The sequence below is a fragment of the Proteus sp. G2618 genome, assembly GCF_009915995.1.
In the GTDB taxonomy this organism is placed as follows: domain Bacteria; phylum Pseudomonadota; class Gammaproteobacteria; order Enterobacterales; family Enterobacteriaceae; genus Proteus; species Proteus terrae.
Map to the genome: position 1 here is coordinate 34,004 of NZ_JAABNI010000006.1, position 22,644 is coordinate 56,647.

At 39.0% G+C, this 22,644-nt stretch carries 22 protein-coding genes; 16 read left to right on the forward strand and 6 right to left on the reverse strand.

The annotated features are described in order from the left end of the window. Positions 1-34 precede the first annotated feature (34 nt). Positions 35-352 (forward strand): met regulon transcriptional regulator MetJ, encoded by a 318-nt coding sequence (metJ, locus tag GWJ01_RS02580; protein WP_006534139.1) that lies wholly within the window; start codon positions 35-37, stop codon positions 350-352. A 134-nt stretch (positions 353-486) separates the two neighbouring features. Here metJ and rpmE read toward each other — a convergent pair whose 3' ends face one another. Next, entirely contained in the window at positions 487-699 is a 213-nt protein-coding gene (gene rpmE, locus GWJ01_RS02585) for a 50S ribosomal protein L31 (protein WP_006534140.1), read from the reverse strand. A gap of 203 nt (positions 700-902) precedes the next feature. On the opposite strand from rpmE, the gene priA reads away from it, so the two are divergent. From priA to rraA, 7 genes are all read left to right on the forward strand, one after another. After that, positions 903-3,104 (forward strand): primosomal protein N', encoded by a 2,202-nt coding sequence (priA, locus tag GWJ01_RS02590; protein ID WP_109402107.1) that lies wholly within the window; start codon positions 903-905, stop codon positions 3,102-3,104. A 306-nt stretch (positions 3,105-3,410) separates the two neighbouring features. Then, positions 3,411-4,442, forward strand: coding sequence for a DNA-binding transcriptional regulator CytR (gene cytR / locus GWJ01_RS02595; RefSeq protein WP_072064648.1), 1,032 nt, complete (start codon positions 3,411-3,413; stop codon positions 4,440-4,442). Positions 4,443-4,512: 70 nt separating this feature from the next. Continuing rightward, on the forward strand, positions 4,513-5,310 hold the full coding sequence (locus GWJ01_RS02600) for an SPOR domain-containing protein (protein WP_161710652.1): 798 nt from the start codon (positions 4,513-4,515) through the stop codon (positions 5,308-5,310). Positions 5,311-5,424: 114 nt separating this feature from the next. Next, positions 5,425-5,955 carry an ATP-dependent protease subunit HslV gene (gene hslV, locus GWJ01_RS02605; protein ID WP_006534149.1) on the forward strand — a complete coding sequence of 177 codons (531 nt, stop codon included), beginning with the start codon at positions 5,425-5,427 and terminating at the stop codon, positions 5,953-5,955. Between the two features lie 12 nt (positions 5,956-5,967). Beyond that, positions 5,968-7,302, forward strand: coding sequence for an HslU--HslV peptidase ATPase subunit (gene hslU, locus GWJ01_RS02610; RefSeq protein ID WP_075672990.1), 1,335 nt, complete (start codon positions 5,968-5,970; stop codon positions 7,300-7,302). A gap of 97 nt (positions 7,303-7,399) precedes the next feature. Next, positions 7,400-8,317, forward strand: a complete 918-nt coding sequence (locus tag GWJ01_RS02615) for a 1,4-dihydroxy-2-naphthoate polyprenyltransferase (RefSeq protein ID WP_075672991.1) — start codon at positions 7,400-7,402, stop codon at positions 8,315-8,317. A 109-nt stretch (positions 8,318-8,426) separates the two neighbouring features. After that, entirely contained in the window at positions 8,427-8,930 is a 504-nt protein-coding gene (gene rraA / locus GWJ01_RS02620) for a ribonuclease E activity regulator RraA (RefSeq protein ID WP_098941446.1), read from the forward strand. Between the two features lie 94 nt (positions 8,931-9,024). Here the strand turns inward: rraA and zapB are convergent, their stop codons facing one another. After that, positions 9,025-9,267: a cell division protein ZapB gene (gene zapB / locus GWJ01_RS02625; RefSeq protein WP_036933299.1), complete on the reverse strand. Its 243-nt coding sequence runs from the start codon at positions 9,265-9,267 to the stop codon at positions 9,025-9,027. Between the two features lie 294 nt (positions 9,268-9,561). On the opposite strand from zapB, the gene GWJ01_RS02630 reads away from it, so the two are divergent. Both GWJ01_RS02630 and glpK read left to right on the forward strand, forming a co-directional pair. Beyond that, on the forward strand, positions 9,562-10,377 hold the full coding sequence (locus GWJ01_RS02630) for an MIP/aquaporin family protein (protein ID WP_075672993.1): 816 nt from the start codon (positions 9,562-9,564) through the stop codon (positions 10,375-10,377). 42 nt (positions 10,378-10,419) lie between these two features. Continuing rightward, the gene (gene glpK, locus GWJ01_RS02635) at positions 10,420-11,952 is read left to right on the forward strand and encodes a glycerol kinase GlpK (protein WP_109419654.1); all 1,533 of its coding nucleotides are present in this window, start codon (positions 10,420-10,422) and stop codon (positions 11,950-11,952) included. 102 nt (positions 11,953-12,054) lie between these two features. Here the strand turns inward: glpK and emrD are convergent, their stop codons facing one another. Continuing rightward, on the reverse strand, positions 12,055-13,239 hold the full coding sequence (emrD, locus tag GWJ01_RS02640; RefSeq protein WP_109394375.1) for a multidrug efflux MFS transporter EmrD: 1,185 nt from the start codon (positions 13,237-13,239) through the stop codon (positions 12,055-12,057). Between the two features lie 337 nt (positions 13,240-13,576). Between emrD and fpr the strand changes: the two genes are divergently transcribed. After that, positions 13,577-14,323, forward strand: coding sequence for a ferredoxin--NADP(+) reductase (fpr, locus tag GWJ01_RS02645; RefSeq protein WP_161710653.1), 747 nt, complete (start codon positions 13,577-13,579; stop codon positions 14,321-14,323). 65 nt (positions 14,324-14,388) lie between these two features. Here fpr and GWJ01_RS02650 read toward each other — a convergent pair whose 3' ends face one another. Further along, entirely contained in the window at positions 14,389-14,820 is a 432-nt protein-coding gene (locus GWJ01_RS02650) for a DUF805 domain-containing protein (RefSeq protein ID WP_109394377.1), read from the reverse strand. 97 nt (positions 14,821-14,917) lie between these two features. On the opposite strand from GWJ01_RS02650, the gene GWJ01_RS02655 reads away from it, so the two are divergent. Together GWJ01_RS02655 and tpiA are read left to right on the forward strand one after the other, a co-directional pair. Beyond that, positions 14,918-15,553: a DUF1454 family protein gene (locus GWJ01_RS02655; RefSeq protein ID WP_075672998.1), complete on the forward strand. Its 636-nt coding sequence runs from the start codon at positions 14,918-14,920 to the stop codon at positions 15,551-15,553. 106 nt (positions 15,554-15,659) lie between these two features. Next, entirely contained in the window at positions 15,660-16,430 is a 771-nt protein-coding gene (gene tpiA / locus GWJ01_RS02660) for a triose-phosphate isomerase (protein ID WP_161710654.1), read from the forward strand. A 104-nt stretch (positions 16,431-16,534) separates the two neighbouring features. Here tpiA and GWJ01_RS02665 read toward each other — a convergent pair whose 3' ends face one another. Together GWJ01_RS02665 and pfkA are read right to left on the reverse strand one after the other, a co-directional pair. Next, on the reverse strand, positions 16,535-17,536 hold the full coding sequence (locus tag GWJ01_RS02665; protein WP_161710655.1) for a sulfate ABC transporter substrate-binding protein: 1,002 nt from the start codon (positions 17,534-17,536) through the stop codon (positions 16,535-16,537). Positions 17,537-17,799: 263 nt separating this feature from the next. Continuing rightward, positions 17,800-18,777, reverse strand: coding sequence for a 6-phosphofructokinase (gene pfkA / locus GWJ01_RS02670; RefSeq protein WP_075673000.1), 978 nt, complete (start codon positions 18,775-18,777; stop codon positions 17,800-17,802). 533 nt (positions 18,778-19,310) lie between these two features. Between pfkA and fabG the strand changes: the two genes are divergently transcribed. The 3 genes from fabG (at position 19,311) to GWJ01_RS02685 (ending at position 22,611) form a co-directional block, all read left to right on the forward strand. Beyond that, positions 19,311-20,066: a 3-oxoacyl-ACP reductase FabG gene (gene fabG / locus GWJ01_RS02675; protein WP_109402111.1), complete on the forward strand. Its 756-nt coding sequence runs from the start codon at positions 19,311-19,313 to the stop codon at positions 20,064-20,066. Between the two features lie 126 nt (positions 20,067-20,192). Continuing rightward, positions 20,193-21,734 (forward strand): phosphoethanolamine transferase, encoded by a 1,542-nt coding sequence (locus GWJ01_RS02680; protein ID WP_161710656.1) that lies wholly within the window; start codon positions 20,193-20,195, stop codon positions 21,732-21,734. A 136-nt stretch (positions 21,735-21,870) separates the two neighbouring features. After that, positions 21,871-22,611, forward strand: a complete 741-nt coding sequence (locus tag GWJ01_RS02685; protein ID WP_161710657.1) for a glycosyltransferase family 32 protein — start codon at positions 21,871-21,873, stop codon at positions 22,609-22,611. Positions 22,612-22,644: the final 33 nt, after the last annotated feature.

The window sequence follows — 22,644 nt, forward strand, 5'->3', positions numbered from 1 at the left end:
GACTTCAACTAAATGATATTAATTAAGGTAATCCATGGCTGAATGGAACGGTGAATATATCAGCCCTTACGCTGAGCATGGCAAAAAGAGTGAGCAAGTTAAAAAAATTACAGTTTCAATTCCATTGAAAGTATTGAAAATTTTGACTGATGAACGCACTCGCCGTCAGGTTAATAACCTAAAACATGCAACCAATAGTGAATTATTGTGTGAAGCATTTTTGCACGCATTTACCGGACAGCCTCTCCCAAATGATGAAGACTTACGTAAAGAACGTAACGATGAAATCCCTGAAGAGGCAAAAGAAATAATGCGCCAGCGCGGGGTTGATCCCGATACTTGGGAGTATTAATCAGCGTCAATTTTTGATTTATTGCTTGATTAACACGAACAAAAAAGCCCAAAGCAAAAACTTTGGGCTTTTTTTCAATTCCGAACTGTCTACAAGATGTCAAGCTAGGCTGACATCTTGTGACAACAAATATCTTATTTGCTGCCTGGAATTTTGAAGCGTTTGTTGAACAGATCAACACGGCCACCAGTTGCAACATCACGTTGTTTACCAGTATAGAATGGGTGGCATTTGTCACAAACGTCCAGATTCAGGTTATGACCTGCAGTGGAGTTGATTTTCATAACGTTACCGCAAGAACAAGATGCAGTAATTTCTTCGTATTTAGGATGGATATCTTTTTGCATGGAAAACCTCTACTAAGGCCGTGTCGCCATTCAGCCCACAGCCGAACACCACACGTCGTGTTGATTGAAATTAAGTGTTTGGTAATTTATCTACCAAAGGGGGCGGATCATACAGAATATCCACTAAACGCGCAATGAAATCTGCACACTTTTTGTGATATTCTTAAGGTCATCTTTTCGCTAAAACTCTCGGAAACCCTGATATGACTATAGTTCAGGTAATTTTGCCTGTACCACTGTTCTCCTCTTTTGATTATCTGTTACCGGAAGGGATCGACGCCCCAGTTGTTGGTAGTCGGGTGATCGTACCTTTTGGTAATAAACGCCGCTCTATTGGTATTGTCAAAGGACTCAGTACACACAGTGAGTTTCCTCTCGAAAAGCTAAAGCCTATTGATGAAGTCCTTGATAGTGAAACACTCTTTCCGGGTGTTTTATGGGATATGCTAAATTGGGCATCGGCTTATTATCACTATCCTTTAGGAGAAGTGTTATTTCATGCTATGCCGATTTTATTACGACAAGGAAAACCCGCAGAATTCACACCATTATGGCAATGGTATGCCACAGAAGAAGGGATTAATCTCGATCTCAACAGTTTAAAAGGTGCGAAAAAACAGCAACAAGCATTAGCGGCCCTTCGACGTACACCGTTATATCGCCATCAACTTGATGAATTTGAGATCACAACAGCAACACTCAATAACTTAAAAAAGAAAGAGTTTGTGGATCTCCGTCCTATTCAACCGGCTCCGATACACTGGCACAACAGTCTTGCTGTTCAAGGTGAACGCTTTAAATTAAACACAGAACAAGCTGTTGCAGTAGGAGCAATCACAGCTCAGGCAGATCAATTCTCACCTTGGTTATTATTGGGTATTACAGGTTCAGGCAAAACTGAAGTTTATTTAAGTGTATTAGAAAAAATTCTCGCACAAGGTAAACAAGCACTGGTACTGGTGCCTGAAATTGGCTTAACACCTCAAACAATTCGTCGTTTTAAAGCACGCTTTAATGCCCCAGTGGATGTGCTTCATTCAGGATTAAATGATACTGAACGCTTAGCTGTTTGGTTACGAGCAAAACGAGGTGATAATGCCATTATTATCGGTACGCGTTCGGCACTTCTAACCCCTTTTCAGCATCTTGGCATTATCATTATCGATGAAGAGCATGATGGCTCTTATAAGCAACAAGATGGTTGGCGTTACCATGCTCGCGATCTCGCCGTTTTCCGCGCAAAACAAGAAAATATTCCTATCGTGATGGGAACCGCAACCCCATCGATTGAAACCAGTTTTAATGTTGAGCAAAAAAAATATCAACAACTCACTCTGACTCAACGTGCAGGTAATGCAAAACCCGCAACAGAGCATTTAATAGATTTAAAAGGGCAACCACTGACAACGGGGTTGTCTCCAATCCTTATTAAAGCGATAAAAGAGCACCTTAATGCAGGTAACCAAGTGATGCTCTTTTTAAATCGCCGTGGATTTTCGCCTGCATTGTTATGTCATGAATGTGGTTGGATAGCAGAATGTCCTCGCTGTGATCACTATTACACGATCCATCAAAAAAATGGCATGTTACGTTGCCATCAATGTGATAGTCAGCGACGAATTCCAGCACAATGTCCACAATGTGGCTCAACTAATTTAATGCCAGTAGGATTAGGAACAGAACAACTTGAACAAGGGATTGGTGAATTATTTCCTGATACGCCAGTGACACGAATTGATAAAGATACAACAAGTCGCAAAGGCGCTTTAGAGCAACAACTGGAAGATATTTACCAAGGTGGCTCACGTATTCTTATCGGTACACAGATGTTAGCCAAAGGGCACCACTTTCCTGATGTCACCTTAGTGGCTTTGCTTGATGTGGATGGCGCTCTGTTCTCCAGTGATTTTCGTGCAGCTGAACGCTTTGCTCAGCTTTATATACAAGTATCAGGTCGTGCTGGCCGTGCAGGTAAGCAAGGCTCGGTGTATTTACAGACTCACCAACCCGATCACCCTCTTTTGCTGACACTATTAGAAAAAGGTTATGATGCTTTTACTAAAGAAGCTTTACAGGAGCGACAAGCGACTTTTTTACCACCTTATTCTAGCCATATAATGATCCGCTCTGAAGATCACAATAATCAACGTGCGCCTCAGTTCTTGCGACAACTCAAACAGTTTTTTGAACAACACCCAATGCGAGACTCTAATTTATGGGTAATGGGGCCTGTTCCTGCAATTCAAGCTAAACGAGGTGGAAATTATCGTTGGCAATTATTGCTCCAGCATCCTTCACGGGGTTATTTACAAAAATTAATGTCTATCACTTATCCTCAAATTGTCGCCTTGCCTGAGAGTAAAAAAGTGAAATGGAATATTGATGTCGACCCAACAGATTGTTAAGTATCTTTTTCAACCTAAGTTGAATGTATTTTAGCCAGATTTATGTTGACGGTACAACTTCGCTCAAATACTCGTTGCCACCTAAGACTATTTATCAATTTTGCGAACTACCTCATAAAAACGATTGGTATCACACTTTTTATGCAAACTAGGTAACAGAATCTATTTAAAAAGCGGGTAGAATAACAATTTAGAATATTTCTTGAATTAAAAACCGTCGATAAAATCCTTTTTTGAATATTGGCGGTTTTTTTGCAACAAAAAAGCAATCGTTTAACTAAACCATCCAAAAGGGAGGTATGGGGTTTGCAACAGAATAATAAAGATAATACGCAAGCAACAATGAAAGATGTTGCCCTTGCAGCCGGCGTGTCCACAGCAACTGTGTCACGTACTTTAATGAATCCGGAAAAAGTATCCTCACAAACCCGTCAGAAAGTTGAACAGGCTGTTCTTGATGTGGGCTATTACCCACATAACCTGTCAAAGAACCTTAAGCGTAACGAGTCAAAAACGATCCTTGTGATCGTACCTAACATCAGCGATCCATTTTTTACTGATGTTGTGTGTGGCATCGAAGAAACCGCTGCACAACATGGTTATCTTGTGTTAATTGGTGATTGTAAACATCAGCAAAAACATGAAAATGCCTTTATTAATCTTATTATTACCAAACAAATTGACGGTATGTTACTTCTTGGCTCACACATCCCTTTTGATGTTTCTAAAGAAGAGCAGAAAAATTTGCCACCGATGATCATGGCAAATGAGTTTGCACCTGAACTCGAATTACCTACCGTCCATATTGATAATCTCACTGCATCTTTTAGAGCTACACACTATTTACAGCAAATGGGTCATAAGCGTATTGCCTGTATTACAGGCCCTGAAGATATGCCTTTATGCCGTTATCGCTTGCAAGGCTATATTCAAGCCATGCGTAGAACGGGCGTACCTTTGCGCGAAGATTATATTATTCGTGGTGATTTTACCCATGAAAGCGGTGCAGAAAGTCTGAAAAAGCTGATTTCTTTACCTGAGCCACCGACAGCTGTCTTCTGTCATAGTGATATTATGGCAATTGGCGTTATGTGGCAGGCAAAAAAATTAGGATTAGAGCTTCCCAAAGATCTCTCTGTGATTGGTTTTGATAATCTTGATATTACACGTTATAGCGAGCCTGCTCTGACAACAATGGAACAACCTCGTTATCAAATTGGTCGTGAATCTATGTTGTTATTACTTGACCAATTACAAGGTAGACCTGTCGCACCCGGCTCTCGCTTATTAGATTGCGAGCTAATTATAAGAGATAGTGTCTGTCGGCTTAAAAGCTAGGCAAAACACACTATGTTAAGTAACATATCGTTTGTGATACCTATTCCTTTAATTATCAGCGAATCGAACTGTGGCACAACGAGACTATGTGGGACGAGGGCAGACATCTGCTCGTCGTAAAAAGACAACGAAAAGTAAAAGCAAAAAGGCTGCTAAAGGGCTGCCTTTAACAACGCTTATCGCGGCAATAGCTATTGTGGCGCTGTTTATCGGCGGCCTCTATTTTATTACTCATAATAAAAAAGAAGCCGTAGAAACAACGCCGACTGTCACTGGGCAAAATCCAGCGAATAGCCTACCGCCAAAACCTCAAGAGCGTTGGCAATATATTAAAGAATTGGAAAATCGTCAGGTAGGTACGCCTTTACAACCTGAATATCCTTCATCGGGTAGCCAGATTAATCCGAAAGCAACACTTTCACCTGAGCAGTTGCGTTTTTTACAACAAATTGAAGCGGATAAGCGCCAACCTGCCGTTCAACTGCCAGAAGTGCCTTACAATGGTGAAGTACCTCGCTCACAAGTGGTTGTAACACCACCTGCAATAACAACACCTTCTGTTGCACAACAGCCTGTACAAACTCAACAACCGCAAGCACCTGCACCTGCGATTGTTACACCGCCTAAACCCGCTGTCACTGAAGCGAACTTTTTAGTGCAATGTGGCTCATTTAAAAATACCGAACAAGCTGAATCAGTAAGAGCAACGCTGGCTTTTTCTGGTATTGAAAGCCGAGTAACAAAAGGCAATGATGGTTGGATCCGCGTCTTATCAGGCCCTTACAATAAAGAACAAGCTAACTCTGTGAGTAAACAAGCAGCTGGAGCTGGCGTATCAGGTTGTATTCTTCGCTCTTCTGGGGGTTGAAAAATAAATTTTCTCCCCCACCTATAATTCTAATTCACACAACGGGCCGTGCTTTATCTTAAATAAAGGCACTTCCCGTCTCACTTTTTTATTGATTAAACCAGGGGCTGACTCATGACTACAATCGTAAGTGTTCGCCGTAAGGGCCAAGTTGTAATCGGTGGTGATGGACAGGCGACGATGGGTAATACCGTCATGAAAGGCAATGTTCGCAAAGTACGCCGTCTTTATAACGACAAAGTCATTGCGGGATTTGCTGGCGGCACTGCTGATGCTTTTACTCTTTTTGAACTGTTTGAGCGCAAATTAGAACTTCACCAAGGGCATTTAACAAAAGCTGCGGTAGAACTTGCTAAAGATTGGCGTACAGACAGAATGCTACGCAAATTAGAAGCGTTGCTTGCTGTTGCAGATGAAAATACATCTCTTATCATCACGGGTAATGGTGATGTGGTTCAACCAGAAAACGATTTAATTGCTATCGGTTCTGGTGGCCCTTATGCACAAGCAGCGGCTAGAGCTATGCTAGAAAATACTGAACTCTCTGCACGAGAAATTGCAGAAAAAGCACTTAGCATCGCTGGAGATATCTGTATTTACACTAACCATAATGTCAACTTTGAAGAACTCTCTTCAAAAGAGTAAGGATTAGAGAGCATGTCTGAAATGACTCCTCGCGAGATTGCCAGCGAACTTGATAGATTTATTATTGGTCAAGATAAAGCGAAACGTGCTGTGGCGATTGCCCTACGTAACCGCTGGCGTCGTATGCAGCTTGATGAAGCGCTGCGTCATGAAGTAACACCTAAAAATATTCTGATGATTGGACCTACTGGTGTAGGTAAAACTGAAATTGCACGCCGTTTAGCAAAATTGGCCAACGCACCTTTCATCAAAGTTGAAGCGACTAAATTCACCGAAGTGGGTTATGTGGGTAAAGAAGTCGATTCTATTATCCGTGATTTAACCGACTCTGCGGTTAAAATGGTACGCAGCCAAGCCATCGATAAAAATCGTTTCCGTGCTGAGGAAATGGCTGAAGAGCGTATCCTTGATGTCCTGATCCCACCAGCAAAAAATAACTGGGGTGTAGCAGAGCAAGCATCAGAACCATCAGCTGCACGTCAATCTTTCCGTAAAAAATTACGTGAAGGCCAATTAGACGATAAAGAGATTGAAATTGAGTTATCTGCAACACCAATGGGTGTTGAAATTATGGCTCCTCCAGGAATGGAAGAGATGACTAACCAATTACAATCTATGTTCCAAAATTTGGCGGGGCAAAAACAAAAAGCGCGTAAGATGAAAATCAAAGATGCGTTTAAGCTTATTGTTGAAGAAGAAGCTGCTAAATTAGTTAACCCTGAAGAGCTTAAACAGCAAGCTATTGATGCGGTAGAACAACACGGTATCGTCTTTATTGATGAAGTAGATAAAATCTGTAAACGTGGCGGACAAAGTTCTGGCCCTGACGTTTCTCGTGAAGGTGTACAACGTGACCTCTTACCACTGGTTGAAGGTTGTACAGTTTCAACAAAACACGGTATGGTAAAAACAGACCATATTCTGTTTATTGCGTCAGGCGCTTTCCAAGTTTCAAGTCCTTCTGATTTAATTCCTGAATTACAAGGACGTCTGCCAATTCGCGTTGAACTTCAAGCGCTGACAGCAGAAGATTTTGAGCGTATTCTAACTGAACCTAATGCATCATTAACAAAACAGTATGAAGCATTAATGGCTACTGAAGGTGTGTCCATTAGCTTCACCGAAGACGGTATTCGCAAAATTGCTGAATCAGCATGGCGCGTAAACGAAACCACTGAAAATATCGGTGCTCGTCGTTTACATACTGTTTTAGAGCGTTTGATGGAAGAAATTTCCTATGATGCAAGTGAACGTCAAGGTCAATCAGTATTGATTGATGCAGAATATGTGAAACAGCATCTGGATGAGCTTGTAGCAGATGAAGATCTGAGTCGATTTATTTTATAATCAACTTGTGCGATCCTTATCAGCAATATTTACGTGGGAGGCTTGCCTCCCATTCTTATTTTTATAATAACAACGAACATGAGTATCGAATTTCAGCATGAGCTCTCTAAATTCCACTAGCCGGACCCAAGCCTGGCTTGAAAGTTTACGACCCAAAACACTACCTTTAGGGTTAATTGCCATTGTGACGGGTTCCGCATTAGCGTATTGGATGGGTCATTTTGAGCTACCTATTGCACTGCTTGCTATATTAACAGCAGGAACCTTACAGATCCTATCGAACCTTGCTAATGACTATGGTGATGCCGTAAAAGGAACGGATACTGAAGAGCGTTTAGGGCCACTTCGTGGAATGCAAAAAGGCATGATAACAGCGGCTCAAATGAAAAAAGCACTGATCCTAAATGTTATTATTTCCTGTATCTGTGGTATTGCACTGATTATTGTCGCCTGTAAAAAGCCTGAAGACGCTATTGGCTTCTTAGTGATGGGTTTACTCGCTATTGTTGCCGCAATTACTTATACCGTGGGCAAACGGCCTTATGGATATATGGGACTGGGTGATATTTCTGTTTTAATTTTCTTTGGCTGGTTAAGTGTCATCGGAACTTATTACTTGCAATCCAATACCTTTGATATTGTTACTCTACTTCCAGCCACAGCCTGTGGTTTACTTTCTGTCGCTGTTCTAAATATTAATAATATGCGCGATTTAGAAAGTGATATTCAGGCAGGTAAAAATACATTAGCTGTTCGCTTAGGCCCTGCTGGCTCACGTACTTACCATACGTGTGTTATTTTTCTTTCTATTGCTTGCTTAATTATCTTTACCCTACTTTATATGCACCGCTGGACAGCATGGTTATTTTTACTCGCTACCCCAATGCTTTTACTGCATATCAAGCGTGTGAATGCGGATCACTCTGGTGAGGCGATGCGTCCTCTACTCGAACACATGGTAAAAGCAGCACTGCTAACTAACGTTCTTTTCTCTTTAGGCTTAGTTTTAGAATAATTTCACTCGATTGTTGATTTGACTCACTGAATTTTCAGTGAGTCTTTTGCCAACCGCCCCTGTTAAGGGATATACTGAGATTTCCTGTGGCAACCTGACGTAATCTCCTATGAAATATGATACTTCTGAACTCTGTGATATCTATCAAGAAGATATCAATGTCGTAGAACCGCTTTTCTCAAACTTTGGTGGTCAAAGTGCCTTTAACGGGCAAATCATCACCGTTAAATGTTTTGAAGATAATGGCCTGCTTTATGACTTACTCGAAGAAAATGGCAAAGGCCGTATTCTTTTGGTCGATGGCGGTGGCTCCGTACGTAAAGCTTTAGTTGATGCGGAACTAGCGCAACTCGCTGTTTCTAATGAATGGGAAGGCATTGTCGTTTATGGTGCAGTACGTCAAGTTGATGCATTATCAGAGCTTGATTTAGGTATTCAAGCGATGGCAGCTATCCCAGCAGGTTGTCCAAGTGAAGGCATTGGTGAAAGTGATATCCGTGTTAACTTCGGGGGCGTTACCTTCTTCTCTGGTGATTATCTTTATGCTGATAACACAGGGATCATCTTATCTGAAGAGCCATTAGGCTTAGATGAAGATTTGATTGAAGAGTAATTGTTACTTTTTATCTGCATTCTTACGATTTCAATACTCAAAAGCCACCTAAAGGTGGCTTTTGTTTTCTTAGGCTTTAAGCAAACAAAGACAATTATTGCACGTCTTCCATTTTGCCTAACAGCGCGCGTAAACGCTCTTGCCAGCTTGATTGCTCTTGTTTCAGCTCTTCATTTTCACGAACAAGAGCTTCGCGCGATCCTTTCGCTTCTTGAACTTCTTGGTTCAGCGCATCATTTTTTTCTTTTAACTCTTCGATTTCCATCTGTAATAACGTGATGGTATCAATTGCTTGTTGTACTTTTGATTCTAACTTCTCGAAAACTTCAAATGACATACTGTAATCCCCCATATAATCGATACTTCCGATTGTAAGTAGCCTATCAACAACTGTCTAGCATCTTCCGAGGAATTACATTCTTTTTTCAATTTATCAAAAATACTGGTCAGATCACATTACAAATGTCGATCAAGTCACTAATTAAGAGCGTTTTCACTCATTTTCTTGATGAGACACACAAATTTCAATTTCGCTTATTCTCGTTTACGCTCATTAACGATAAATTCACAGTTATCTTTTCAATTCGAAAAGAATACTAACAATAAATAACCCTCTTTCAGGATAGAATATATGAGCCAGACGAAAACCTCTCTTATGGGTCAATGCATTTCTGAATTTATCGGAACTGCGTTGCTAGTCTTCTTTGGTCTTGGTTGTGTTGCTGCAGTACGTATTGCAGGTGCTCAACTGGGATTGTGGGAGATAAGTATTATCTGGGGGCTGGGTGTTGCCTTAGCCGTTTATCTTACCGCCGGCACCTCTGGTGCACACCTGAACCCTGCTGTTACCGTTGCGTTTTGGCTATTTGCTTGCTTTGAGCGCAGAAAAGTTGTTCCTTATATTATTGCACAAATGTTAGGTGGCTTCTTTGCCGCAGCCATTGTGTACTTTATGTACTACAATGTTTTTATCGACTATGAACAAGTTAATGGCATTGTCAGGGGCTCACAAGAAAGTCTCTTCACTGCCGGTGTATTCTCTACTTATCCCGCAGCTCAAATTTCCGTTGCACATGCCTTTGTTGTCGAAGTTATCATTGCCGTTATCCTTGTTGGCTTAATTTTAGCCTTAACTGATGATGGTAACGGTGTACCTAAAGGCCCATTAGCACCTTTATTAATTGGTATCTTAATTGCCGTAATCGGCGGTGCATTTGGTCCACTAACTGGATTCGCCTTAAACCCAGCTCGTGACTTTGGTCCAAAACTGGTTGCGTACTTTGCTGGCTGGGGTGATATCGCGCTGACTGGTGGACGTGATATCCCTTATTTCTTAGTTCCAATGATTGCTCCATTTATCGGTGGTATCTTAGGTGCATTGGCTTACCGTAAATTAATTGGCCGTCACTTACCTTGCGATACCTGCAAAATCGAAGACGATAAATAAAATTAAGAGCAATATTGTTGATTATCAGAACAGGTTAATAACATGACAACAGAAACAAATACATCGAATACCGAGAAAAAATACATTGTTGCGCTAGATCAGGGCACAACCAGTTCACGCGCCGTAGTCATTGACCACGATGCAAATATCGTCAGTATCTCACAACGTGAATTCACCCAAATCTATCCTAAGCCAGGCTGGGTTGAACACGATCCAATGGAAATTTGGGCAACACAAAGTGCAACCTTAGTTGAAGTATTAGCAAAAGCAGATATTCCATCCGACCACGTTGCTGGTATTGGTATCACAAACCAACGTGAAACCACTATTGTATGGGATAAAGAAACCGGTAAACCCGTTTATAACGCGATTGTATGGCAATGCCGCCGTACTGCAGATTTCTGTACTCGCTTAAAAGATAAAGAAGGTGTTGAAGAATATATTCGTCAAAATACTGGCTTGATGGTTGACCCTTATTTCTCTGGTACAAAATTAAAATGGATCCTCGACAACGTCGAAGGCGCTCGTGAAAAAGCCGAAAAAGGTGAATTGTTATTCGGTACTGTCGATACTTGGTTAGTTTGGAAAATGACACAAGGCCGAGTTCACGTTACTGACTTTACTAATGCCTCTCGTACCATGTTATTTAATATCCACTCTTTAGATTGGGATCAAAAAATCCTCGATCTGCTGGATATTCCTCGCAATATGCTACCAAAAGTAGTGGCATCTTCTGAAGTTTATGGCCAAACAAACATTGGTGGTAAAGGTGGTACACGTATTCCTATCGCAGGTATGGCGGGTGACCAACAAGCTGCACTTTATGGCCAACTTTGCGTACAAAGTGGTATGGCGAAAAATACCTATGGTACAGGTTGCTTCTTACTGATGAATACAGGTACAGAAGCCGTTCGCTCTAATCATGGCTTGTTAACAACAATCTGTTGTGGCCCTCGTGGTGAAGTAAACTATGCTCTAGAAGGTGCGGTATTCGTTGGTGGTGCTTCTATTCAATGGCTACGTGATGAGCTAAAACTGATTGATGAAGCCACTGACTCTGAATACTTCGCAACTAAAGTTAACGATACAAATGGTGTCTATGTTGTTCCTGCATTTACAGGTTTAGGCGCACCATATTGGGATCCGTATGCGCGTGGTGCTATTTTTGGTTTGACTCGTGGTGCTAACCGTAATCACATTATTCGTGCAACTTTAGAATCTATTGCTTATCAAACACGCGATGTGCTTGATGCAATGCAAGCAGATTCAGGTGCACGTTTACAATCACTGCGTGTTGATGGTGGTGCTGTTGCTAACAATTTCTTAATGCAGTTCCAATCCGATATTTTAGGTACTCGTGTAGAGCGCCCTGTTGTCCGCGAAAGTACCGCATTAGGTGCAGCATTCCTTGCGGGTCTTGCTATCGGTTTCTGGAGTGATTTAGAAGAAGTGAAAAACAAAGCGGCGATTGATAAAGAATTCCGCCCTGGCATCGAAACTACTGAGCGTAACTATCGCTATAACGGCTGGAAAAAAGCGGTTGCTCGCGCTCAAGAGTGGGAAGATCGCGCTTAATTGCAGTAAAACAGTTTGAGAGAGAAGTAGCCTAGGCTACAAAACCAAAATGCCGAGATTTTTTATCTCGGCATTTTTTATTTAACTTACTGTATCAGTCAATTAAATAGTATGTTCTTCATGGCTAAAACGATGAGCCAAAGGAAGCCAACAAAGTATAATAGCCACCGACATACCAAACATAATCATACCTAAGCTAAATTGGTTATGCTGTGGCAATAAAGCTGAAAACCATGTTGCTACACCTGAACCCACATTTTGTAAACCACCCACCAGCGCACCCGCAGAGCCGGCTAAATAAGGGAATGGCTCCATCGCACCTGTTGTTGCTAATGGGAATAACATACCTGCACCAAAGAAAAACAGCGCGGCTGGTACCAGTAATGTCCAGATATTAATAATATTTAGCCAACCAGGGATCCACATTAAAACCCCCGCAGATAAACAACAAAAAACAGAGTGCCACATCAGTTGTACAAAGGTTTTACCTTCACGACCAGCATACCAAGCCCCAAAAAATGCCGCAGGGATCGGTAAAATAAATAATATACTGATAGTAATACTATTTAATCCTAATACTCCCCCCATTAATACACCGCTTGATGCCTCAAAAACAGCAATACCAGATAATGCGCAAATCAACATAATCAAAAATGCACTGAAGGTACTATTTGAAAGCAGTAAGTAAAATGATGACAGCATTTTACGTTTTTCAACTTGCACTGGACGCGTTTCTGGCATCCAACGATACATACAGAAAAGAACACTACTTCCCAATAATAATAGGAAGATATAACACGCATGCCAGCCAAAGAAGTGAGCAACAACACCACCAATCATCGGCGCTAATAGTGGGCTAACTAAGACGCCCATATTTAATAAGCTATTGGCGTAACGCAATGCAGTTCCTGTATATAAATCACGAGGTTGAGTACGTGTCATGACACCGGCAACACCTGTTCCCATCCCTTGTAAAGTACTTGCAATAACCAGTGTGGTTAAATTTTGCGAGAAAATTGCCACCAGCGTTGATAAACAAAAGATCGTCATTCCGACTAAAATAACAGGACGGCGCCCTACTTTGTCGGAAATAGGTCCATAAATTAGCTGTGAAAAACCATAAGAAAAAAGATAGGCACCCATGACTTGCTGTACCGCCCCAGTGGGTTCACCAAAGTAAACCGCCATATCAGCAATAACAGGAACATAAATAGTTTGGGTCATTTGACCCACAGCAACCAGTGCAATTATCAATAATAATAAATTTGCATGTTCTAACTTTCTCATTTCTTTTCTTTGCTCAAGAATTTCAGATAAATAAATTAACGGACAGGCGCACACCACAGAGAATTTATAAAAATAAACTCTGCAAAATGCATGCCTTTTCAGAATGAGACTAAGTTAACAAATTTGGAGAAATTTGCGAGATAGCCAGCAATTTTTGTATAAAGATTAATGTCAGAGAAATACACCATAGTTGTCAATATAAATGTACATATTGTGTCATTTATTGACAGATCCTTAGATTAATCACATCACCACACCATCTTGATAAATAAAAAGTCGCTTCCTATTTAGAATGAATAAGCAACATAAGCATGTTTATCAAAAGGAGATAATCTCTATGGCTAATTGGGTGAATGGAAAAGTTACTCAAGTTCATCACTGGACTGATGCGTTAATGAGTCTCGTCGTCAATGCTCCTATTGATAAGTTTACAGCCGGACAATTTGCAAAATTAGCGCTAGATATCGATGGTGAGCGAGTACAACGAGCCTACTCTTATGTAAACGCACCAGATGATCCCAATTTAGAGTTCTATCTAGTAACTATTCCTGATGGAAAATTAAGCTCTAAACTAAGTGCTCTAGAAGTCGGTGATGAAGTATTAGTGACTGAACAAGCCAGCGGTTTTTTTGTATTAGAAGAAGTTCCCACAGTAAATACGCTTTGGATGCTTTCGACGGGAACAGCCATTGGACCTTTTTTATCTATTTTGCAGTTAGGACACGATCTTGAGCGATTTGAAAATATCGTTCTTGTTCATGCTGTTCGATATGCTAATGACTTAAGCTATTTATCTTTGATGGAAAAACTCGTTGAACGTTATCAAGGTAAATTACACATTCAAACCGTTGTCAGCCGTGAAAATCATATTGGCTCATTGACAGGACGTATCCCTGCACTCATTGAAAGTGGCGCTTTAGAAAAAACGGTTGGCTTAACTATCAGCCCAGAAGAGAGCCATATTATGTTGTGTGGTAATCCTCAAATGGTCAGAGACACTCAACAATTACTAAAAGAACAACGGGAAATGCGTAAGCACTTACGACGTAAACCCGGACATATCACCAGTGAGCAATATTGGTAATAATACAAAAAATAAGGGTGAATCTATTTATCTCACCCTTATTCATTTGATTTTAATAATATAAATTAACGCCAACGACGATAGTTCACTTGCTCTGCCTGTTTACCAAAGTAGTTTTCACCGTCATTACCAACGAATACACCGCAATCAAGCAACATGATCATCACAATAAAAGAAGGAAGAAAGCGTCCCATTGCCCATTGCCAAAATGGCTCTAAACTACTGGTATCGGCCAATCCTAACATCACGGCAAGTAGGAGTAATAAAAGCCATATCCCTCTTTTATTTCTATCATGAAGTCTTTTTGTAAAAATTGCACATAGCGGATAAAGAATAGAAAGGAATACTATCCATATTACAGTGGTAGGTAATGGATAAATCACATCATTGATAATAAAGAGGCCTAAAAAAAGCGCAAAGCAAGCACCCAAACCAGCCCAAAAGTCACGACGCCCAATTCGTCCTTTGAATGAAAATGCCCAATGTTGTAAGGTCATAAATTCTCAATAATTTACTTAATTTGTGAATTACACTGTCCATTTAGTATCAAATAATACAGACTAGCCAATAACAGCACAGACAAGCGGAGGACAGATGATAAAAGCAAACACACTTTCTACGTTATACCTGATAATCATAAGCATTGCTCTTTGTTTGCCAACTTCTGTTTTTGCAACAGAGATGTCTGTCGCACAAAAACAGCCTACAAAGGATGACATCGCCTATCTTAAACAAGATGCACCTGTTTTTGAGATAACTATTCCGGAACTAAGAGCAAAATTTAATCAACAAAATCCGTTGTTATCACTTAATGAATATAAGATTATCACCAATCACGATATTGCGATCCCTCTTGTCAGAGCAGCAACACGGATCACGCCTTATCTCTATTCATCTGCAATACTAGAGCGCGGTAGCGAAAAAATAAAAAGTTTACAACTAACGCTGCTCCACACCCCTGATTCACCTGAACTAGAAAAGATAAATCGTGAGATCACGACACAATACATTATTACTTTGGTCACTCAATTTGACTCATCAATAACCTCAGAGCAAATTCAAGAGGCTCTCAATTTATTTGCATTTAAAAATCAAACTTCTGATTACATTAGTCATGATGTGGGTGCAATTCGCTATATTATTGTCCATGAAGATGACCAATTAACAACCTTCGCTATTGAACCGATTAAGCTTTCTTTAAACAGCAAGATCGTTTCAGCTATTCCGTGATAAAAAACAAAGCTATTCTATTCATTGTTCTCTATACTGTTGTGCATCAACAGAATTCGTGTTTATTAGCAAACTAAATTTAAACCACTCGGTTGGAGGAAAAGTTATGCGCCATCCATTAGTCATGGGTAACTGGAAACTCAACGGCAGCATTCATATGGTTCATGAATTAATTGCTGCATTACGTAAAGAAGTTAGCGGTGTTGCAGGTTGTGATGTTGCTATCGCACCACCAGCAGTTTACCTATGCCAAGCACGCCATGAAATTGGTGGAAGCCGTATTGCATTAGGTGCTCAAGATACAGGTGTTAACTTATCAGGAGCTTTCACTGGTGAAACTTCAGCAGAGATGCTGAAAAACGTTGATGTTAAATACGTTATCATTGGTCACTCTGAGCGTCGTACTTATCATAAAGAATCTGACGAGTTTATCGCTCAAAAATTCGGCGTGTTAAAAGAGTTAGGTTTAACACCAGTATTATGTATTGGTGAAACTGAAGCAGAAAACGAAGCTGGCAAAACTCAAGAAGTATGTGCTCGCCAAATCGATGCTGTGTTAAATACACATGGTGCAGCAGCATTTAAAGATGCCGTTATCGCTTATGAGCCAATCTGGGCTATCGGTACAGGTAAATCAGCAACTCCAGCACAAGCTCAAGCTGTTCATAAATTTATTCGTGATCATATCGCGAAGAAAGATGCCGCTATCGCTGAACAAGTTATCATTCAATACGGTGGCTCTGTTAACGATAAAAATGCAGCAGAACTGTTTGGTCAACCAGACATCGATGGCGCATTAGTAGGTGGCGCTTCACTGAAAGCTGACGCATTTGCCGTTATCGTTAAAGCAGCAGCACAAGCTAAAGCGAAAAAATAATTTTATCTTTCTGGCTGATGCCGTTAATTGATAAAAAATAGAGAAAATCACCTTACTGGATATAAAACAGAAGGTGATTTTTTTGTTTCTCTCATCTTTAATTATCAACGACGACTGATCTCATCAAATATGCCCCCTGTCGCAAAATGTATTTTCTGCGCAGATTGCCAATCACCAAAAACTTCATTAAGTGTAAATAGTTCTAGTTTTGGAAAACTATCTTGGTATTTCTCTGCAATTACTTTATCTCTAGGACGATAATAATTTTTTGCTGCGATCTCTTGTCCTTCTGGTGAGTAAAGATAGTCTAAGTACGCTGTGGCAATTTCTCGTGTTCCTCGTTTATCAACAACTTTATCCACTACCGACACCGTAGGCTCTGCAAGAATAGATATTGATGGTGTGACTATCTCAAACTTATCTGTGCCTAATTCATTAATCGCTAATAACGCCTCGTTTTCCCATGCAATTAATACATCACCAATACCTCGCTCAACAAATGTATTTGTTGCTCCTCTCGCACCTGAATCTAATACTTCAACTTGCTGATAAAGTGCTTGAACAAAGGCTTTGGCTTTTTCACTATCTTGATGATTGGCTTTTAATCCATAGCCCCACGCTGCAAGGTAATTCCATCTTGCACCTCCTGAAGTTTTGGGGTTAGGCGTAATAATTGAAACACCCGGCTTAATTAATGAATCCCAATCGACTATTTGCTTAGGATTTCCTTTTCTCACCAGAAAAACGATTGTTGAAGTATAAGGTGCAGAGTTATCGGGTAATCGAGTGATCCATTGTTTATCGATACTTCCTCTTTGGGCGATCGCATCGATATCATAGGCAAGGGCTAGTGTGACAACATCTGCCTCAATACCATTGATAACTGATGTCGCCTGCTTTCCTGATCCACCATGTGATTGGCGGATAGTGACTTTATCTCCCGTTTTCTGCTCCCAATACTGACTAAATACTGAGTTATACTGCTGATAAAGTTCTCTTGTCGGATCGTAAGAGACATTCAATAATTGAATATCTTTAGCCCATAAAATATTAGAAAAAAGTAATGTCACTAAAGCTGCCGATAATAAACCCCATTGTTTAAACATATCTATCCATCCCCTATCGTTAAATATTTAACTAGGCTGACAGAAAGTTTTATAACGATGAAATAACAAAAAGCCGATGGATATACACAACAGGAATATGACTATCAATATAAGGAAGATAAGAAGAGATGCTGGAAGATAAAGATCACTAAGTGAAATATTTTCACTCGAGAAGCTACTCTGACACAAGGAGAATGTATCAGAGCAGTTCACGAATAAGGATAGAACTCAGAAAGGCTCTGGTATTGCGGAAAATCTATTAATTAGTACAGTTTTTTCGCGGTTTCATACCAGTCAGCTTTAAAGACACGTTTCATATTCATAACCGCGTCAATAATATCATGGTGAACCAGTTTTTCGTTTTGAATACCAACACAACGACCGCCATAGCCTTCTAATAGCAGTTGTACAGAGTAAGCACCCATACGAGAAGCTAGAATACGATCGTAAGCAACTGGAGAACCACCACGTTGGATATGACCTAATACTGTTGCACGCGTTTCATGTTTAGTTTCAGCTTCAATAAAACGTGCTAATTCATGCACATCACAAACGTGTTCGGTAATTGCGACGATTGCATGACGTTTGCCACGTTCGATACCTGCTTTGATTTCTGCCAGCAATTCATCACGATTAAATGGTAATTCAGATTCAGGCAGAACAACAAATTCACAGCCCCCAGCGATTGCTGCAGACAGTGTTAAGTCACCACAGTAGCGTCCCATCACTTCTACGATAGAGATACGTTTGTGAGACGTTGAGGTATCACGTAAGCGGTCAATGGCTTCAACGGCAGTTTCTAATGCAGTGAAATAACCGATGGTGTAGTCAGTACCAGCAACGTCATTATCAATTGTGCCCGGTAAGCCGATGCATGGAAAACCTGCTTCCGTTAATTTTTTTGCACCTAGATAAGAACCATCACCACCAATAACCACTAAGGCATCCAGCTCATTTTGTTTCATGTTTTCGATGGCAACAGCACGTACATTGTCTTCGCGGAATTCAGGGAAACGAGCAGAGCCAAGGAATGTACCACCACGGTTGATCATGTCTGACACGCTAAAACGGTCGAGTTTTTTCATGCGATTTTCGTATAGCCCCATATAGCCATCCATAATCCCATAAACCTCTAAACCTTCACTTAGTGCGGCACGAACAACACCACGGATCGCGGCATTCATACCTGGTGCATCACCACCACTTGTTAAAACCCCAATTCTTTTGATCCCATTGACCATGATTACCTCTGATTCTTATTCGATGTAATTATTGCAAAATTGTTGGAATAACTTTTTATCTCAATACCGGCTTGTCTGGTGTTATATACCGATATCGCAAATGCTGAATTGATTCAACAATACCATTGTACGCATATTTTTTACCAGTTCATCATTATCGTACATTTTTTTTCATAAACTTGATGCGCATTAAACTAATCAGACAGCCTGTATAAAGATTATACTAGTCTATCTCAAATGTGTTTCACTAATAAGTTAACACTTTTTATACAGACACTTTACTGCCTTTTTGCATTCACCTCAAAAAAACGCTATTTATGCTAAAAAATAGCATCGGTATATTTTGATAAATATTCAGTTTTTCCCTTAAATGATGTTTTATTTGCCGTTTACCTTCCTATTTTAATCAGTCATCCTTTTAAAGAAAAAAATCATCTAAGGTACATTTGTGACTTATGGCTAAGTTCTTTGGTTCATTCTCCGCTTTTTAGCCTAGACTGATACAGTAGAGCTCTCACTTAATAGGAGGTTTTATGTTTGATTTAACGGGTAAAATCGCTTTAGTTTCAGGTGGCGCAAAGGGTATTGGCAAAGGTATCGTTATCGCACTAAAAAACAGTGGTGCGAAAGTGATTATTGCGGATATTGATGATGTTGCAGGTAATAAAACAAAAGAGGAATTAGGTGTAGGTTTTATGCATCTTGATGTCACTCAGCAATCTGCCTGTGAGAAAGTCATTGATGATGTCGTAAAAGAGTATGGCAAGCTCGATATTCTCTGTTCCAATACTGGCATTTTCCCTCAAGCAACGATTAAAGAGATGACAGAAGCTGACTGGGATAAAATGCATACCGTAAACTTAAAAGGCATGTTCTTTTTAGTAAAAGCCGCACTTCGTGTAATGGAGAAACAAAAACAAGGTCGAGTGATCATTACCTCTTCCATTACAGGTGCTATTACTGGCTATCCGGGCTGGAGCCATTATGGTGCAAGCAAAGCAGGACAATTAGGCTTTATGCGTAGCGCAGCTCTTGAATACGCACGCCATGGCATTACCATCAACGCCGTGATGCCAGGAAATATCCTCACTGAGGGTTTACAGGCTCAAGGTGAAGCCTATTTAAATCAGATGAAGGCTTCTATCCCAACTCACACGTTAGGTGAGCCAGAAGATATCGGCTACGCAGCCGCATTTTTTGCGTCGAATGAAGCAAAATATATTACAGGCCAGACAATTATCGTCGATGGCGGACAGATTTTACCTGAATCTCCAGAAGCATTGTTGTAGTAGTAACCACTATAAACCAAGGAAATAATTTAATTTCCTTGGTTTTCCTCGCCTTAAAAAAAAACTATAATGCCGATAATAATATAGCCATAATTAATCAATAACTATTGTTCCATAATTAACATCATGAAAAAACTCTTAAAAAACAACATTATTCAATGTTTAATTTTGCTTATTTTTGTTTTATTACTACATATCTCTCTAGGCTATAAACTTCGTTTTTTTTATGTTCTGACTTTCACTGCATTTCTTTTATGTTTATCAGGACATTTTAAAAAAACCTATTCTATCAGTATAATATTCCTGTCAATAATAGGTGCTATTTATACACCTATTGGTTTAAAATACGGCTCTCCAAATATTAATTCTATTATTTCTTTCTTTTACACAAATACGAATGAGACTTTAGAATTCATTCACACTCTTTCACCCGTAAATCTAATATTTAGCTTTTTAATTATTTTATTTGGCCTTCTCAGCCTAAAAGTTAGCATTATTTTTAAAAATAAAATCTCTATTTTCATTACTTTTATTTTTATAATAACAAGTATTACTTGGCCAATAAAGAACCTGATAAGTAATGGTACTTATAACTTTGAAGCCAAATTACCAATACTTCGTTTTTTTAGTGATATAAAAAAACATTATGATAGTGTAAAAATAGAAAATAAGTGGATCAATACAGAGCTTAACAAGAAAGATAATTGGCAACCTATTAATAATACGCAATATAATAATTATATTTTGGTTATTGGAGAAAGTGTTAGAAGAGACTTTATGCAAAGCTATGGTTTTCCTATAAATAACACTCCATTTTTAGAAAAAAGCCCTGTTATTCAATTTAATAACTATATTTCAGCGGCACCTTCAACATTATTTTCATTGCCACCTTCATTGACATTAAAAGATAAAAACACCAATAACATTGAATTGCAGAACAATATTATCACACTTACAAAAAAAGCAGGATTAGATACATATTGGTTTTCAAATCAAGGTTCTATGATTGGTTCTGATTCAATCATTTCTACAATAGGAAAGAGAGCTGATACCTATCACTTCTTGAGTAAAGGTGATTATCATAATAATGGTTTAACTACTGATAATGATTTACTTCCCGATATTAAAAAGGCACTCATTAATAAAGGTGAGAAAAATAAGCTTATTGTTGTTCATCTAATAGGCTCTCACTCACAAGCTTGTGCTAGAACACAAGGTAAATATGATGAATTTTTCCAATCAATTGAACTATCTTGCTATGTTCAAAGCATCAAAAATACAGATAAATTATTAGAGAACATTGTAGACATATCAAATAGCACAGGAAAATCATGGTCCTTACTTTATTTTTCTGACCATGGATTATCTTATGAACACAAAGGAGAAAGTTATGCCAAGCTTACTCATGATGATAAGTTTAAGCAAAACTTTGAGATCCCTTTATTTATCCTATCAAGCGATAGTAAAGAGAAAAGCTATATTACTGAAAGAAGAAATGGCCGGTATTTTATGTCACTTTTCTCTGAATGGACACATATTCAGGAACCTAAAATCCCTAATCATTGTCGTATGATTTCTAATGATATTTGTGATGATCAAGATACTGTTATTAATTTTCAAAAAGAAGAAATTAATTATAATCTCTTACCAGAAGACAAAATCAATTAACCACATTATATAGCCCTCTGAATTAAGAGGGCTATTATTTTACTCCATTCAATCAATAATTCTCAAAATGTTGTATTTTTATATTTAATTAATGTATTATTCACCAACCTTACATTGATAAATGTGATTATAACTCATGGATGTCTTAATCCCTAAACAACTAGGACATATATGGATAGGTCCTAATCCTAAGCCGATTCAATGGATGAACACATGGGAAAATAAACATACAGATTGGAAATACACTGTTTATGATAATGACTTTTTAAATAATTATCATTTCAAAACACGAAACCTTATTGAGTTCTATTATAAACTAGGCCTATATGCTGGTGTCGCTGACTTAATGCGATATGAAATTTTATACGAATTTGGTGGATTTATTCCTGAAGCAGACAGCATTTGTTATCATAATACAGATGAGTTATTTACAAAAAAGCAAGCCTATACCGTATATGAAAATGAATTTATTCGAGGAAATTTGGTTGCACCAATTTATGCATGTGAACCTAAAAATGAATTCGTTGGACAATTGATAAATGAATTACTACAAATAACGCCTTTAGACTTGGATTATCCCTGGATATCAACAGGAAATTTTTTTGTAGCCAAAATGATCCAAAAATATAATCCAGACATTACAATTTTTCCATCACACTATTTTAATCCTATTCATTATGAAGGAATAGTTTATAACGGTGATGATAAAATTTATTCAAAACAATTATTTGGCTCTACTTCAGCGAAATATAAAAAAAGTATTAATCCCATTAATATCTTTAAGGCAAAACAACAGAAAAAAATGAGGAAAATTTTTCTTAATAACATTTCAAAAAGAAAAAAGGAAAATTTTTCAATTGATTTTTTAAACAATTAAAAATTATTAAACTTCATGAAGTTATTAAACAAA